We start from the raw sequence: 15,608 nt of genomic DNA, 5'->3' as shown, positions 1-15,608 counted from the left end.
GGAATGGGCAGTAGGGATTAGGCACTAGGGCAACATGCTCTGAGCCGCGCTCGCGAGACGCTTTTACCCTACTGCCCACTGCCTACTGCCTACTCTCACAGCCAACCATTCTTGCGAAATCGCCAGTAGAGAAACGCGCAGATCGTCGCAATGGTGGCCAGAACGATGGGGTAGCCATATTCCATCTTCAGTTCCGGCATGTCGGTGAAATTCATGCCGTAGATGCCGGCGAATGCCGTGGGCACGGCCAGTATGGCCGCCCAGGAAGCAAGTTTCTTGGAAATCGCCGTTTCCTGGCTCTGACCGACCAGCAGGCTCGCCTCGAAGGCGAAGGCCAGCACCTCCCGCAGACTGTCGACCTTTTCCTGGACGGTGCGGATGTGGTCGGTCACGTCGCGAAACAGCGGGTGCATGGCTGAATGGATCTGCGGCAGATCGGCGCTGGTCAGGCGACGGCAGACCTCCACCAGCGGAAGCGCCGCATTGCGCAGCCGCAGCAGATCGCGGCGCAGCATGTAGAGCCGCTCAATATCGGGACCGGTCATCGGCTTCAAAAGCACCCTGTCCTCGATCACCTCGACCTCGTCCTCGATCTGCTCGAGCACCGGCATGTAGTTGTCGACGATAAAATCGAGAATGGCATAGAGGACGAAATCCTCGCCCTTGGCCAGCGAATGCGGACAGCTTTCCCAGTGCTGACGCACGGCGGCGTAGGAGGTCGACGGGCCGTGCCTGACGCTGACGATATAGCCCGAGCCGACGAACAGATGCGTCTCGCCGAAAGTGACCCGTCCTTCGATCAATTGCGCTGTTCGGGCGACGATGAACAGCGCATCGCCATATTGTTCGATCTTCGGCCGCTGGTGCGGATGCTCGGCATCCTCGATCGCCAGCTCATGCAGATGGAATTGCGCCTGAACACGCAACAGAAGTTCGCGATCCGGTTCGAGCAGCCCGATCCAGACGACATGTCCCGATTTCTTGGCCCATTCGCCGGCTTCCTCGATCGGAATGTCGGCGATGCGCCGCCCGGCCGTGTAGACACTGGAGGCGATAATGCCTGATGTCGGCGCCGCGGGCTTGAACTCTCGGACATATTCCATCGCAGCCTCCTGAAAGCAGGACCTTATCAAGGCCTGAGAAGCTTAACGCCGGGATAGTTTAGCGCAATACGATCTAGCGTTCGAGAGGATGAACGTTCATTTTGCCGGGAGCGCCGCCGAAACGCTGATCTTGTCCGTCTTGTCGCCCTTCGGCCGCTCGGCCGGCATCTGGTCACCGGTGACGATGTAATAGATGGTCTCGGCGATGTTGGTGGCATGATCGCCGATGCGCTCAATGTTCTTGGCGCAGAACAGAAGATGCGTGCAGGGTGTGATGTTGCGCGGATCTTCCATCATGTAGGTCAGCAATTCGCGGAACAGCGACGTGTACATGGCGTCGATCTGGTCGTCGCGGTCGCGCACGAAGCCGATCTTGTCGACCGAGCGCGATGCGTAGACGTCAAGAACTTCCTTGAGCTGGGTCAGCGCCAGATTGGCCAGGGCCTCCAGGCCGCGGAACAGGCTGGTCGGCTGGCGGCCGTCGGTGACGGCGACCACCCGCTTGGCGACGTTCTTGCCGAGATCGCCGACCCGTTCGAGGTCGGCCGAAATGCGGATGGCGCCGACGATCTCGCGCAGGTCCGTCGCCATCGGCTGGCGCTTGGCGATGATGATGATCGCCTTGTCGTCGATCTCGCGCTGCCCGTCATCCAGCACCGCATCGTCGTTAATGACCTTCTGGGCCAGCCCCGGATCGGCATTGACGAGAGCGGCGACCGCCTGCTCGACCATGCGTTCGGCATGGCCGCCCATTGCCGCGATACGCTTCGACAGATATTTCAGCTCCTCGTCATAGGCGCTCATTATGTGCACGGACTGCATGGATGAAATGCCTTCCCACGGGTTCTTGATCTTGAGTCGTTTCCTCGAATCCCCGCTGATACGCTAGCCGGATGACAGAAAAAAGAAACGGTTCCAGGGAAAACTAGGGCAGTATCAGTGCGTCGGCAAATGAACCGCGAAGGCGGCGCCCTTGCCGACCTCGGATTTGATCGTCAGCCTGGCATTGTGGCGCGTCAGGATGTGCTTGACGATGGACAGGCCAAGGCCGGTGCCTTTCTGGGTCCGGCTGGTCTCGACGTCGATGCGATAGAAGCGCTCGGTGATGCGCGGAATGTGCTCCTCAGGAATGCCGGGGCCGAAATCCCGGATGGTGACGTCGATGCCGGGTTCGGAACCGTCATCGGCGTGAGCGATCGACACCACGACGCGGCCGCCGGACTGGCCGTATTTGCAGGCGTTTTCCAGCAGGTTCTCGAAAACCTGAAACAGCTCATCGCGATCGCCCGGCACATTGAGAGATCCCTTGGCGAAATCGCGCTCGATGACGACGTTGTTTTCGCGGGCAAGCGGGGCCAGTGAATCGATGACGCTGTCGACGGTCTGACGCAGGTCGACCTCGGTTCCGGGCTTCAGATAGGGCTTCATCTCCAGCCGGGACAACGACAGGAGATCATCGATCAGGCGCGCCATGCGGCCGGTCTGGTTCTGCATGATCTGCAGGAATTGCTCGCGTGCCGCCGGATCGTTGCGGGCCGGTCCACGCAGTGTTTCGATGAAACCGGCGATCGAGGCGAGCGGGGTGCGCAATTCATGGCTGGCATTGGCGATGAAATCGGCGCGCATGCGGTCGATCCTGCGTGTTTCGCTCTGGTCCTTGAACACCAGCACATAGAGGTCGGTGCCGTGCCCGACCGAGGACGCGCTGACCCGGTAGGCCCGTTCGACCGGCAGCTTCTCGGTATAGTCGATTACATCGGAAGCGATCGTGCCCGACAGCACGCTGTCGAGCAGGGTTTGCATTTCCGGAGCCCGGAATTTTAGTGGCAGCGACAGGCCCGGCGCGATACCGCCGAAAGCGGCAAAGGCGGCGGCGTTGGCGTGGACGATGGTGGCGGAGCGGTCGAAAATGATCAGCGGGTCGGCGACGGCCGCCGCCAGATATTCGCCCGACAGGCGCTGCAGCCCGATCGCCTCGATCGCGGCGGAATTCTCGCCGGACTGGCGCAGGCCGGTGGCCGGCAACAGCGCGGCAGCGAACAGCAGAAGCAGCGCCGGCACCAGTACATAGGCGGAGATCCCCGCGAAGGCAAAAGCGATCAGCATACCGATAACGCCAGCGACGAGCACCCAGCGACTGCTCCACAGCCGGATGGCCATGGCTTGCGCCACACTTGCCTGCTCTGCGCTTTGCTCAGCCATCCGCGCGTCCTATAGCCCTTTCGGGCGCTGTCCGGCCGCATGGCAACTTCATGCTAGACCGGCATGGAGGCTCCCAATAGCATGAGTCCGCAAGCTGAAAAGGGTTCGTCTCGATGAAAAAAGCCAAGGAAAATCCAGCAACACCGACGTCAGGTCCGCTGAAGATCAGGATCGACGGCAAGGAGCGGGAGTTCGACATCGAAAATCCCAAGCTTCCGGACTGGGTCGAGGACAACAAGCTGACCGCGGGCGGCTACCCCTATGACAAGAAAATGAAAAGCGACGAGTATGACGAGGCGCTCGAGAAATTGCAGATCGAGCTGGTCAAGGCGCAGGCATGGCTGCAGGCGACCGGCAAGCGGGTGATGGCGTTGTTCGAGGGCCGCGACGCCGCCGGCAAGGGCGGCACGATCTTCGTGGTGCGCCAGTATCTCAATCCGCGCACGGCGCGTAACGTGGCCCTGACCAAGCCGACCCCCACCGAACAGGGGCAATGGTACTACCAGCGTTATGCCGACCATTTCCCGACGGCGGGCGAATTCGTCACCTTCGACCGTTCCTGGTACAACCGCGCCGGCGTCGAGCCGGTGATGGGCTTCTGCACACCCGAACAGCATGAGAAGTTTCTCGACGAGACGCCGCATTTCGAACGGATGATCGTCAACGATGACATCCACTTCTTCAAATTCTGGCTGAATATCGGCCGGGAAACGCAGCTCGAGCGTTTTCACGATCGCCGCTACAGCCCGCTGAAAAACTGGAAGTTCTCGCCCATCGATGTCGCAGGCATCACCAAATGGGACGATTACACCAAGGCACGCGACAGCATGTTCGAGCGCACCCACAAGGAATTCGCGCCCTGGATCATCGTACGGGCCAATGACAAGCGCCGCGCCCGGCTGGCGGTGATGCGGCGTATGCTGTTGTCGCTGCCCTATGAGGGGCGCGATCTCGATATCGTCGGCAAGGAAGACAAGAAGATCATCGGCGAAGGGCCGTCATTCCTCGGCAAGGAAGGTTAGGCCTTCTCGCGCCGCGCAGCCACAGGGCAGCGCGGCGCGTGACGCTTGACGGCTTGCTCAGGCCGCGAGCCGGGCGATCCGCTGCAGGCGCCGCAGCGTGGTGTCGTCCTGCAACGCCTGCTGGAACAGCGATATCTCCTGGTCGATGCGGTCGCACAGCGCGCCGGTGTTGCCCTTGAGCAGGCCGCGGGTCTGCAGCAGGGCGGCAACCGGCTTCTTGGCGAGCTGCCTGGCGCGGCCGAGTGTCGCCTCCTCCACGCCGTCATGCACGATCTCGGCGACGAGGCCGAGTGCCCTCGCGTCTTCGGCGTGGAGCGTGTCGCCGAGACAGAAGAAGCGGAAGGCGCCGGCATAACCGAGCTTCTGCGGCGCCAGGATGCTGGTCGCCGCATCCGGCACCAGGCCGAAATCGACGAACGGCACCCGGAACGTGCTTTCATTCGAGGCGATCACCATGTCGCAGTGGAACAAGATGGTGCAGCCGACGCCGACGGCATCGCCGTCGACGCAGGCCAGGATGGGCTTGGGGAACGTCGCCAGCGTGCGGAACATATCGGTGACGGCGGCGATCAGCTTCTGATGCTTGGTGGCGTCGAGGAATTCGGAAAAGTCGCCGCCAAGGCAGAAGCAGCCTGCCAGGCCGCGCAGCACGACGACACGCACCTCGTCATTGTCGGCGGCTTCGTGGAATGTCCTGGCAAGGCTTTCATAGGCTCTTCTGTCGAGCACCGGCCGGCCGTCATTCGACGACACGGTGACGATCAGCGTGTGGTTGCGCAGTTCCGGTTGCGGGTGCGGGTTCATGGCCGTCTCCAACCTCATGACGCCCTCCTTTGGCCGAACATGTCGGGATATCCCCGCGCCAGGACGGGAGCGTGGTGATTGCGGCGCGAACGCACCACGTCCAGCGTGTGCTCGTTGAAGGAAAGCAGGGTCGCCACGACCTGCTGATTGCCATAGGTGCGCTGATAGCCCAGCGGCGTCGCGAGGAAATGCAGTTGCAAGGCGCGCAACACCCACATCGGTTCGAACTCGATGATCACCTTGTCGACGCCGCGCTTCAGCCCCCACTCGACGAAGCCGGCAATCAATTCGGTGCCGACGGTCGAGACGCCGCGACGGCCATCGCGAAAGCCGGGAGCCACCGCATAGCGTGTCAATTCCCAGATGTTGGGTCCTGATGGCGGCGTTCCTTCGGAAAGGTCGGTCAAGACCTCGGTCAGCAGATGAGGCCGCGTGGTCGGTAACATCCGTTGATAGCCCGCGACTTCGTTGCCTCTGAGGACGATCTGGTGCACCGCCTCGTCATGGTCGAACTGGTCGACCTCGAATCCGTCCGGGCGCCGCAGGTCCTCCCACCCCATCTCTTCGACAAATATATGGTGGCGCAGGCGATGGACGGCTTCCCAAAGATCGGGACGTTCCATCAATTCCTGAGTTGTAAGACAAAAAAGCATGCCGTCGTCTCCTGGGTTTAAGAGGAAGATACGGCCGTGCTTCAACGAGAAAATTGCGTGATCACGTAGGCAAGAAATTCTAGGTCGGCACGGCCGACCTAGCTAATGTAGCCCCGCCTTATCGCTTCGGCGACCGCCTGGACCCGGTTGACGGCACCGAGTTTGCTTTTGGCGTTAAGAAGATGTTTCTCCGACGTGTGTTCGGAGATGCCGAGGATTTGCGAAATCTCCCATTCCGATTTGCCGACGGCGGCCCATTGCAGGCACTCGCGCTCGCGCGGGGTCAGTTCGATATGGTCGATGGTCTTGGTCGCCATGGTGTGGAGTTGCATGGCGCGGCCAACGGCATAGGTCGAGACGAGGGACACCAGGCCGAACTCGGCCTCCGACAGCTGCACGGCTTCGCCACCCAGCGACACCATGACGATCTGGCCATCCAGCGTGATCAGCGGGAAGGCCAGGCCGTCGCGCAGCTTGAAGGCGCCGGCATCGCCCATCACCTCGCCGCTGCTCTTGTCGAAGCTAATGCCCTGGGCGGCTTCGCGCCACTGGAATGGCGCCTGCAACTGCTTCATGTGGCTGACCACAGGATCGTGATCGACATAGTTGCGCGCCACGTAGCGCTCCAGCCATTCGACAGGCCAGTCGCAAAGGAGCACGTGCTGCTTCTGCTGCCCGCTCGGCGTGCCTGGCTGCGGAACGGTTCCCGCCATCAGCGCGGTCAGACCAAAATCCGACGTAATGCCCAACAGTTTCTCGCAAACCGCCGCCGCCGTTCCGGCGTGTTGCAGTTGGTCTATGTATTCCAGCGTACGATCGAATTGACCCATCGCAACATCAACCCCATGTTGCCTCATGCATTGAGATCAATGGTCCATGCGTTGTCTGCATTTGGCCACCGACCACGGATTGCAACGCGCACATTCTCGGTTGTGGTTCTCGACCCTGGTCCCCCAACCAAGGCAGCCACCGCTGTCTGCAAACGTCCTAAAGCATAGCCTGAAATTGGCGCGTTGAAATCAAAAACCATTGTGCCTGTACTATTTTCGTACCAAAACCGGTGCAAACACGAGTGCAGCGGAGTTCTGTCGTGGCGTTCCAATGGAGGTTCCCGGTCCTGGCGTCGCTGCTGATCGCGGCGCTGCCATTGGCTCCCGGGGCGCGCGCGGCCGAACCGCAGGTACCAGTGTTGTGGGACGCCAAGGAACGGTTGCCGAAGCCCGACCTCTCGGCACTGCCACGGCTGCGATTCCTGACGACCACCGATTTTCCGCCCTTCAATTTCCTCGATGGCGCGGGAAAGCTGTCCGGTTTCCATATCGACCTGGCGCGCGCCATCTGCGCCGAACTCGGCATTGCCGACAAATGCCAGATCCAGGCATTGCCCTGGGCCGAGCTTGAAGGGGCACTCGAGAAAGGCGAAGGCGAAGCGATCATCGCCGGCATCGCCGCGACGCCGCAATCGCGCCAGACATACGCCTTCTCGCGCTCCTATCTGCAGTTTCCGGCGCGCTTCATCACGCCGAAGAACAAGGCGTTTGCCGAACCGATCTTCGACAAGCTGCGCAGCAAGCGCGTCGGCGTTCTCGCCGGCTCGGCGCATGAGCGCATGCTGCGCGACTACTTCAACACGGTCCAAATCGTCTCCTTCGACGGAGCCGAGGCCCTCTACAGCGATCTCAAGGCGGGGAAGATCGATGCCGCCTTCGGTGACGGCATGCGTTTCGCCTTCTGGCTGGGCGGCTCGGATGCAGCCGGGTGCTGCCGTTTTGCCGGCGGTCCTTATCTGGCGCCCGAATATCTGGGCACGGGCATGGCTATCGCCACAAGGGCGGACAATCCGGCGCTGGCAGCCGCACTCGACTACGCGCTGCAGGAGATTTCGATGAAGGGCACCTTCGCCGAATTCTACCTGCGTTATTTCCCGGTCAGTTTTTTCTGATCCGGTACCGGTCAGCTTTTTCCAAATCTGCTCAGGTGAGCGTGCGCAGCCGCGCCTTGGCCGCGCGGCCGATGGCGGCTACGGTCAGCGTATCGAGATCGAGCTTGCGACGGATCAACTGCAGCACCCGAACTTCCTCCAGACGCATTTCTAGATCGACGGCGGCCACTTCGAAGGCGGCGGCATAGGCGGTGTCGCGCAAGCGCTCCGGCAGGGCTTCGGCAATTTGGGCCAGAACCCCTTCCAGGCCGTCCTTTGCCTGCAGCAGCTTCTGACAAGCCTGGGCGACAGGAACCAGCCGGTCCTGCTTGAAATCCTCGAACACCGGCCACGAGCGGACAACGTCGCCGATGCGGGCCAGTTCGACATCGGTCATGTCACGGTCGGACGCCGAGGTGATGACCATCAGGTAGATCAGGGCTTCATGCGGGGTCGGCGACGGCATTCTTTACTCCTTGAACGGGTTTCGAACGTAGGTAGGTGCCATCTGCGCCGCAAGGAAAAAGCGCCCCACGCGTTGACGCTCCGGCCATGCGCGCCTAGAGGACCGATTGAAAATCGACACCTGCGGCCGACCAGCGAGCAATCTGGCAGGCGAACACTTTGGAAAACAGGACAATGGCGGGATCAAACATAATCGATCTCAACCCCGAACTGCTGGCGGCGGCGGCCGAGAGCAAGGCATGGCCGTTCGAGGAAGCCAAAAAGATCATCGAGCGCTACAAAGGCAGCGACTTTCCCGAAACGATCCTGTTCGAGACCGGCTACGGTCCGTCCGGCCTGCCGCATATCGGCACGTTCGGCGAGGTGGCGCGCACCTCGATGGTACGCCATGCGTTCCGCGTGCTGACGCAGGACAAGGTCGCCACCAAGCTGCTGTGCTTCTCCGACGACATGGACGGCATGCGTAAGATCCCCGACAGCGTGCCGGATCGCGCAGCGCTGGAACCGCATCTGCACAAGCCGCTGTCTTCAGTTCCCAATCCGTTCGGCGGCGACTATGCGAGCTTCGCCGACCACAACAATGCGATGCTCTGCCGCTTCCTCGACACGTTCGGCTTCGACTATGAATTCGCCAGCGCGACGCAGTATTACAAATCAGGCCGTTTCGACACGATGCTGCTGCGCGCCGCCGAACGCTACGACAAGATCATGGCGGTGATGCTGCCGACGCTCGGGCCGGAGCGGCAGGCGACCTACAGTCCGTTCCTGCCGATTTCCCCGAAGAGCGGCCGTGTGCTTTACGTGCCGATGAAGCATGTCGACGCCAAGGCCGGTACCATCACTTTCGACGATGAAGGCACCGAGACCACGCTTTCGATCACCGGGGGCCGGGTGAAGCTGCAGTGGAAGCCGGATTTCGGCATGCGCTGGGCAGCGCTTGGCGTCGATTTCGAGATGTTTGGTAAGGACCACCAGACCAACGCGGTGGTCTATGACCGCATCTGCAACATATTGGGCGGGCGCGCACCGGAGCATTTCGTCTACGAACTGTTCCTGGACGAAAACGGCCAGAAGATCTCGAAGTCGAAGGGCAACGGCCTGACCATCGACGAATGGCTGACCTATGCGCCGACCGAAAGCCTTGGGCTCTACATGTATCAGCGGCCGCGGCAGGCCAAGAAGCTCTATTTCGACGTCATTCCGAGGGCGGTGGACGAATACTACGTCTTCCTGGCCGCCTACCCCAGGCAGGACTGGAAGGAGCGGCTGGGCAATCCGGTCTGGCACATGCATGACGGCAACCCGCCTGATATCGACATGCCGGTGCCGTTCTCGTTGCTGCTCAACCTAGTCAGCGCCTCCAATGCGCAGAACAAGGACGTGCTGTGGGGCTTCATCTCGCGCCATACGGTCAATGTGACGCCGAAGACGCACCCCGAGCTCGACCAGCTGGTCGGCCATGCGATCCGCTATTTCGACGATTTCGTGCGGCCGACGAAGACCTTCCGTGCGGCCGACGAGGTCGAGCGCGAAGCGCTCGAGGCCCTGGACGCGGCACTTGGCGCATTGCCGGCGGATGCCGGCGGCGAGGCGATCCAGAATGCTTCGCTCAACGTGGCGCGCAAGATCGAACGCTATCAGGATCACTCCAAGCAGAGCCCGGAAGGCGGCCCGGGCGTGTCTGGCGCCTTCTTCCAGATGATCTACCAGGTGCTTATCGGCCAAGAACGCGGCCCGCGCTTCGGTTCGTTCGCCGCGCTCTACGGCGTCGCCGAGACCCGCGCGCTCATTCAGCAGGCGCTGGCTGGTCAGCTGGCTTGAGGGCGCCGTCGACCTCTTCCAGGATCGAACCCGGCGCCTGAGGCGCCGGGGCTGGCGCGGGCGGCACCGCTGAGATGCCGCCAAGGTTCGGCGCCGACCCGAAAATACCCTTCTTGGCGCTTTGCGCCTTTTCACCGGCCTCGATATAGGGTCCGCCCTTGGCGGCGCGCGCCCAGCCATTGTTGACCAGCCATTGGCCGACGTCCTGCTTGCCGATCCGGCATTGCGCCGCGACGCGGTCGCGTCCGCCTTCGGGCGGCACCGTGCAGACCACGGCGCGGCCGCGCAGAAAGGCGCGGAACGCCGTGCGCGCACGAATGCCGCACGGCCAGGGCTTGCCGTCGGCGGTGCAGGTCTCGTCCTGCCCGACGACATCGATGCCGGAGATCGCGACCGAATAGCCCTTCGCCTCGATCATGCCGGCGGCCGTCGCGACCGGCTGGAACAGCTTCGTACCGTTCCAGTCATCGGGCATCTTCGGCTTGGGTGGCATGGCCAGCGCCAGCTTGCTCAGCGGCTCGCGCGGCTCGACCCGCTCGAGGTCGCCTGCGGGCATTTCCGGCGGCGCGACGACATCCGGATCGATCGCCCGCGAATGCACCGCCGGCTTTGGCGCGGGCGGAGCGGGCGCGGGAATGGCTGACGTGGCCGGCTCGTCAGGCCCGGCATCAGTAGCTGCTTGCGGGAGCGTGTCCACGCCGGGATCGATCTGATCCACCGCGACAGTGCTTTGGCTTCCTTTCAGCGTACGGCCGCCGGCGACGACCAGGGCCGCCATCACCGGGACCATCACAACCGCCACAATGAGATGAGGAAGCCGCACCAGCCCGACCTACTGGCTTGCCCAGACAATCCGCGCCACCCATTCGACCTCGCGCATGGGAATGTCGCGGTCGGGATGATCGGGATTGAGCGAAACCAGCGCGATCGACTTGACGGTCTGGCGCTCGAGCACCTTGGCCATCACCTCGCCCGACGTGGTCTTGACGACGACGCGATCGCCCTTGCGGGTGACCGCGCCCGGCTCGACGATGAGGACGTCGCCATTGCGATAGAGCGGCAGCATGGAATCGCCTTGCACCTGCAGGGCATAGGAGCTTTCGGTCGATTGCGCCGGCAGTTCGACCAGATCCCAGCCCTGCCCGGCCGGAAAGCCGGCATCGTCGAAGAAGCCGCCGGCGCCGGCTTGGGCGAATCCGAGCAGCGGCACGGAACGCCTGTGGGCGGGCGCGGCTGCCATGCGGCCTTCGATCAGCCCGGTGAATTCGTCGAGCGAGGCACCCGTCGCCTCGATGATCTTGGCCAGTGATTCGGTCGAAGGCCAGCGCGGCCGGCCATCCGAGGACAGGCGTTTCGACTTGTTGAAGGCGGTCGAATCGAGGCCCGCGCGCCTTGCCAGACCTGACGCCGAAAGCGAATAACGCTCGGCAAGAGCATCGATGGCGGCCCAGACGCGGTCGTGCGAGAGCATGTCGTGCTCTCCTTCCAGACAGGAAAAAATGCCTTTCCCTTCTAGTCTCTGCATCCCGGTTTGTCCACCGGACGCATTCCAGCGGCACACCTTCGTGAAGGCCGCGGAAATGATGATCTCCGCAGGTCAGCCGGTCCCTTTGGTCAGGCCGCGCAGCCCCTGGTGCGACGTCATGAAAATCCGCTCAGCCTCGGTTGGCGGACGCGGGTTCACCGAGCGACCAAGCGCGGCGACGACCTCGTCAATATCGACGAAGCGGCGGACCTTGCGGTCGTAGACGCCGGCGGTCGTCAGGATCAAGGCGGCCGTTTCGCCATTGTCAAGGACGAAACGGTGCCTGCCGATGACCTGGCTGCCTTCCCAGGTTTCGATCGACGACACCACTTCGAAGCGGCGCCACAGCCTGATCTCTCGCGCATAGACCGCCTGCAGCCCGCCCATCATCGGCGCCCAGCCATTCTTGCGCGCCAGTGCGATCAGGCCGGCACGGACGAACAGGTCGATGCGGCCGAGATCGGCCAGCATCATGTAGCGCGCATTGTTGAGGTGGATGTTGAAATCGATGTCGGTCGGCAGGCAGCGAAAAGCCAGCCGGCTTTCACCGCCCATCATATAGGGGCCACGGCTGCGCGCCGTGGCCAGCATGCGCGCCATGCGCGCCCAAACGTACATGGTCTTTCGTCAGGCGGCCTGTTTCACATCGCCCTTGGTGTAGGGGTCGAAGCGCTGGTAGAAGGTTTCGCCCTTCTCGGCCATGTCGAGTAGCAGCTTGGGCGCCTTGAATTCGGCGCCGTATTTCTTCTGCAAATCCTTGGCGATCTTGACGAAGCGCTTGGCGCCGATGCCGTCGATGTAGGACAGCGCGCCGCCAGTGTAAGGCGCGAAGCCGAAGGCCAGGATCGAGCCGACATCGGCCTCGCGCGGATCGGTGACGATGCCCTCCTCCATCACCCGCGCCGCTTCCAGCGCGACGGTGACAAGCAGCCGCTGCTGCAGTTCCTCATAGTCGACCTTCTCGGGCGCAAGCTGCGGATAGAGGTCCTTAAGGTCCGGCCACAGCTTCTTCTTGGCAGGCTTAGCCGGATAATCGTAGAAACCCTTGCCGTTCTTGCGGCCGAAGCGGCCATGGTCGTCGACCATGGTGTTGATCAGCGCCATCTGCTTGGGATCGACGGCCTTGTCGCCGAGATCCTTGATGGTCTGCTTCATGATCTTCTGGGCGAGGTCGATCGCCGTCTCGTCAGTCAGCGCCAGCGGACCAACCGGCATGCCGGCGGCCTTCGCCGCATTCTCGATCATCGGAGCGGGCACGCCCTCGATCAGCATCTTGTAGGCTTCCGACATGTAGCGCAGCACGCAGCGGTTGACGTAGAAGCCGCGCGTATCGTTGACGACGATCGGCGTCTTCTTGATGGCGCGGACAAAGTCGATCGCGGTGGCCAACGCCTTGTCGCCGGTCTTCTTGCCCAAAATGATCTCGACCAGCATCATCTTGTCGACCGGCGAGAAGAAGTGGATGCCGACAAAATTCTTCGGCCGGGCCGAATTCTTCGCCAGCGAGGTGATCGGAATGGTCGAGGTGTTTGAGGCGAAGATCGCGGAAGACTTCAACACGGCCTCCGCCTGTTCGGTGGCGGCCTTCTTGACGGCCGAATCCTCGAACACCGCCTCGACCACGAGGTCGCAGCCGGCAAGATCGGCATAGTCGGCCGTCGGCTTGATCAGCGACAGGAGCTTGTCTTTCTCCTCCGGCTTGGCGCGGCCCTTCTTGACCTGATCCGAGACCAGGCTGTCCGAATGCGCCTTGCCCTTTTCGGCCGACTCCCTGTCGCGGTCGAGCAGCACCACCGGAATACCGGCCTTGGCCGTCACATAGGCAATGCCGGCGCCCATGAAGCCGGCGCCGAGAATGCCGATCTTCTTGAATTTGGTATCCGGCACGCCGGCCGGGCGGCGGGCGCCCTTGTTCAGTTCCTGCAGCGACACGAACAGCGAGTGGATCATCGCCGCCGCTTCCCTGGTCTGCATGATCTCGGTGAAATAGCGCTGTTCGATCCTGAGCGCGGTGTCGAATGGCACCAACAGGCCTTCATAGACGCATTTCAGGATGGCGGCGGCCGCCGGGTAATTGCCATAGGTCTCGCGACGCAGAATGGCGATGGCCGGCGGCCACAGGTTGAAGCCGGCCGGCGAATAGATCTGACCGCCGGGCAGCTTGAAGCCCTTCTCGTCCCACGGCTGGACGGCTTTCAGACCGTTCCTGATCATGGCCTTTGCAGTCTCGATCAGCTTGGCCGGCTCGGCGATCTCGTGGATCAGACCCATGGCCTTCGCCTTCTGCGGCGAGAGATTCTGGCCGGAGGTCAGCATCTGCAGCGCCTGCTGCTGGTCGGTCAGCCGCGGCACCCGCTGGGTGCCGCCGGCGCCGGGGAAGATGCCGACCTTGACTTCCGGCAAGGCCATCTTGACCTTGTCTGAATCAGCGGCGACGCGACCGTGGCAGGCTAGCGACAATTCGAAGGCGCCGCCCATGCAGGTGCCGTTGATCGCCGATACCCAGGGCTTGCCTGATGTTTCGAGCTTGCGCCACAGGCCGCCCATACGGCCGGCATTGTCGAACAAAAGCTTCGCCGCCTTCTCCGGGTCCTTGGTCTTTTCCCTGGCGAACACAGCAAGCATCTGCTGCAGCATGGTGAGATCGGCGCCGCCGGAGAAGCTGTCCTTGCCCGAGGTGATCACCGCGCCCTTGGTGCCGGCGTCGGCCACCACCTGGTCGATGATCTTGTCGAGTTCGTTCATCACCTCCTCGGTGAAGACGTTCATCGAGCGGTCCGGCATGTTCCAGGTGACCAGCGCAATGCCGTCGGCGTCGATGTCGAGGGTGAAATTGGTGTAGCTCATTGTTTCTCTCCCCATCAGACGCGTTCGATGATCGTTGCGGTGCCCATACCGGCACCGATGCACAGCGTCACCAGCGCGGTGTTGAGGTCGCGGCGCTCGAGTTCGTCCAGCACCGTGCCGAAGATCATCGCGCCGGTGGCGCCGAGCGGATGGCCCATGGCGATGGCGCCGCCATTGACGTTGATCTTGTCGTGCTCGATATCGAAGGCCTGCATGTAACGCAGCACCACCGACGCAAAGGCCTCGTTGAGCTCGAACAGATCGATGTCCGACAGCTTCATCTTGGCGCGCTTGAGGAGCTTCTCGGTGACGTCGACCGGGCCGGTCAGCATCAGCACCGGCTCGGAACCGATATTGGCGAAGGTGCGGATGCGCGCGCGAGGCTTCAGCCCCATTGCTTTCCCCGCCTTCTTTGAGCCGAGCAGCACGGCTGCCGCGCCGTCGACGATGCCGGACGAGTTGCCGGCGTGGTGGACGTGGTTGACCTCTTCCACCTCGGGGTGCTTCTGCACCGCAACCGCATCGAAGCCGCCCATTTCGCCGGGCATGACGAAGGATGGGTTGAGCGAGGCCAGTGACTGCATGTCGGTCGAAGGCCGCATGTGCTCGTCATGGTCGAGGATGGTCAGGCCGTTCTGGTCCTTGATCGGGATCACCGAATTCTTGAAGCGGCCGTCGGCCCAGGATTTGGCGGCGCGCTTCTGGCTCTCGACCGCATAGGCGTCGACGTCGTCACGGGAGAAACCGTATTTGGTGGCGATCAGGTCGGCCGAGATGCCTTGCGGCACGAACCAGCCGGGCAGGCCGACCGAAGGGTCCATGAACCAGGCACCGCCGGAGGCACCCATGCCGACGCGCGACATGGATTCGACACCGCCGGCGATGACGATCTCGTCGGCGCCCTGCGCGATCTTGGCGGCGCCGAAATTGATGGCGTCGAGCCCTGAGGCGCAAAAGCGCGAGATCTGCATGCCGGGCGCCTTGGTGTCATAGCCGGCCTCGAAGGCGGCGGCGCGCGGAATGACCGAACCCGCCTCGCCGACCGGATCGACGCAGCCGAAGATGATGTCGTCGACGGTGCCGGTATCCAGCCCATTGCGGTCGCGCAACGCTTCCAGCGTCTTGGCGGCAAGCCGCACCGCCGGCACCTCGTGCAGCGATCCGTCCTTCTTGCCCTTGCCGCGCGGCGTGCGCACGGCGTCATAGACGTAAGCTTCGGCCATTTTCGTGCTCCTTGGGTTTGCC

At 62.7% G+C, this 15,608-nt stretch carries 15 protein-coding genes; 3 read left to right on the top strand and 12 right to left on the bottom strand.

Annotated features, from left to right (window positions below):
* Positions 1–95 precede the first annotated feature (95 nt).
* The 3 genes from ACWGS8_RS24155 to ACWGS8_RS24145 all read right to left on the bottom strand — a co-directional run bounded on the left by ACWGS8_RS24155 (position 96) and on the right by ACWGS8_RS24145 (position 3,305).
* Positions 96–1,103, bottom strand: coding sequence for a magnesium and cobalt transport protein CorA (locus tag ACWGS8_RS24155; RefSeq protein ID WP_140888139.1), 1,008 nt, complete (start codon positions 1,101–1,103; stop codon positions 96–98).
* A 96-nt stretch (positions 1,104–1,199) separates the two neighbouring features.
* Positions 1,200–1,925: a phosphate signaling complex protein PhoU gene (gene phoU, locus ACWGS8_RS24150; protein ID WP_454583259.1), complete on the bottom strand. Its 726-nt coding sequence runs from the start codon at positions 1,923–1,925 to the stop codon at positions 1,200–1,202.
* Positions 1,926–2,039: 114 nt separating this feature from the next.
* Positions 2,040–3,305 carry an ATP-binding protein gene (locus ACWGS8_RS24145; RefSeq protein ID WP_454583258.1) on the bottom strand — a complete coding sequence of 422 codons (1,266 nt, stop codon included), beginning with the start codon at positions 3,303–3,305 and terminating at the stop codon, positions 2,040–2,042.
* A 113-nt stretch (positions 3,306–3,418) separates the two neighbouring features.
* On the opposite strand from ACWGS8_RS24145, the gene ppk2 reads away from it, so the two are divergent.
* Positions 3,419–4,327 carry a polyphosphate kinase 2 gene (ppk2, locus tag ACWGS8_RS24140; RefSeq protein WP_454583257.1) on the top strand — a complete coding sequence of 303 codons (909 nt, stop codon included), beginning with the start codon at positions 3,419–3,421 and terminating at the stop codon, positions 4,325–4,327.
* Positions 4,328–4,384: 57 nt separating this feature from the next.
* On the opposite strand, the gene ACWGS8_RS24135 is transcribed toward ppk2, so the two are convergent.
* The 3 genes from ACWGS8_RS24135 to ACWGS8_RS24125 all read right to left on the bottom strand — a co-directional run bounded on the left by ACWGS8_RS24135 (position 4,385) and on the right by ACWGS8_RS24125 (position 6,614).
* Complete coding sequence (locus tag ACWGS8_RS24135; RefSeq protein WP_245437728.1) at positions 4,385–5,149, bottom strand: enoyl-CoA hydratase-related protein; 765 nt, start codon at positions 5,147–5,149, stop codon at positions 4,385–4,387.
* Positions 5,146–5,784, bottom strand: coding sequence for an acyl-homoserine-lactone synthase (locus ACWGS8_RS24130; protein WP_454583256.1), 639 nt, complete (start codon positions 5,782–5,784; stop codon positions 5,146–5,148). The genes ACWGS8_RS24135 and ACWGS8_RS24130 overlap by 4 nt, the downstream gene beginning before the upstream one ends.
* Before the next feature lie 98 nt (positions 5,785–5,882).
* The gene (locus ACWGS8_RS24125; protein ID WP_454583255.1) at positions 5,883–6,614 is read right to left on the bottom strand and encodes a helix-turn-helix transcriptional regulator; all 732 of its coding nucleotides are present in this window, start codon (positions 6,612–6,614) and stop codon (positions 5,883–5,885) included.
* Positions 6,615–6,874: 260 nt separating this feature from the next.
* On the opposite strand from ACWGS8_RS24125, the gene ACWGS8_RS24120 reads away from it, so the two are divergent.
* Positions 6,875–7,726 (top strand): transporter substrate-binding domain-containing protein, encoded by an 852-nt coding sequence (locus ACWGS8_RS24120; RefSeq protein ID WP_454583254.1) that lies wholly within the window; start codon positions 6,875–6,877, stop codon positions 7,724–7,726.
* A 31-nt stretch (positions 7,727–7,757) separates the two neighbouring features.
* On the opposite strand, the gene ACWGS8_RS24115 is transcribed toward ACWGS8_RS24120, so the two are convergent.
* Positions 7,758–8,171 (bottom strand): tellurite resistance TerB family protein, encoded by a 414-nt coding sequence (locus tag ACWGS8_RS24115; RefSeq protein WP_454583253.1) that lies wholly within the window; start codon positions 8,169–8,171, stop codon positions 7,758–7,760.
* Positions 8,172–8,344: 173 nt separating this feature from the next.
* Here ACWGS8_RS24115 and ACWGS8_RS24110 point away from each other — a divergent pair, with 173 nt between their 5' ends.
* Entirely contained in the window at positions 8,345–9,991 is a 1,647-nt protein-coding gene (locus tag ACWGS8_RS24110; protein ID WP_454583252.1) for a lysine--tRNA ligase, read from the top strand.
* On the opposite strand, the gene ACWGS8_RS24105 is transcribed toward ACWGS8_RS24110, so the two are convergent.
* From ACWGS8_RS24105 to ACWGS8_RS24085, 5 genes are all read right to left on the bottom strand, one after another.
* Positions 9,957–10,814, bottom strand: a complete 858-nt coding sequence (locus ACWGS8_RS24105; protein ID WP_454583251.1) for a thermonuclease family protein — start codon at positions 10,812–10,814, stop codon at positions 9,957–9,959. The genes ACWGS8_RS24110 and ACWGS8_RS24105 overlap by 35 nt on opposite strands.
* Positions 10,815–10,823: 9 nt before the next feature.
* Positions 10,824–11,462, bottom strand: a complete 639-nt coding sequence (locus tag ACWGS8_RS24100; protein ID WP_454583250.1) for a S24 family peptidase — start codon at positions 11,460–11,462, stop codon at positions 10,824–10,826.
* A gap of 126 nt (positions 11,463–11,588) precedes the next feature.
* Entirely contained in the window at positions 11,589–12,134 is a 546-nt protein-coding gene (locus ACWGS8_RS24095; RefSeq protein WP_454583249.1) for a thioesterase family protein, read from the bottom strand.
* A gap of 9 nt (positions 12,135–12,143) precedes the next feature.
* Positions 12,144–14,363, bottom strand: coding sequence for a 3-hydroxyacyl-CoA dehydrogenase NAD-binding domain-containing protein (locus ACWGS8_RS24090; RefSeq protein WP_454583248.1), 2,220 nt, complete (start codon positions 14,361–14,363; stop codon positions 12,144–12,146).
* A 14-nt stretch (positions 14,364–14,377) separates the two neighbouring features.
* A complete protein-coding gene (locus tag ACWGS8_RS24085) occupies positions 14,378–15,586 on the bottom strand; it encodes an acetyl-CoA C-acetyltransferase (RefSeq protein WP_454583247.1) in 1,209 nt (402 codons plus the stop codon).
* Between the last annotated feature and the right edge of the window lie 22 nt (positions 15,587–15,608).

This window comes from Mesorhizobium sp. 43Arga (assembly GCF_053714255.1).
This window is presented reverse-complemented; position numbering and strand designations above follow the sequence as displayed.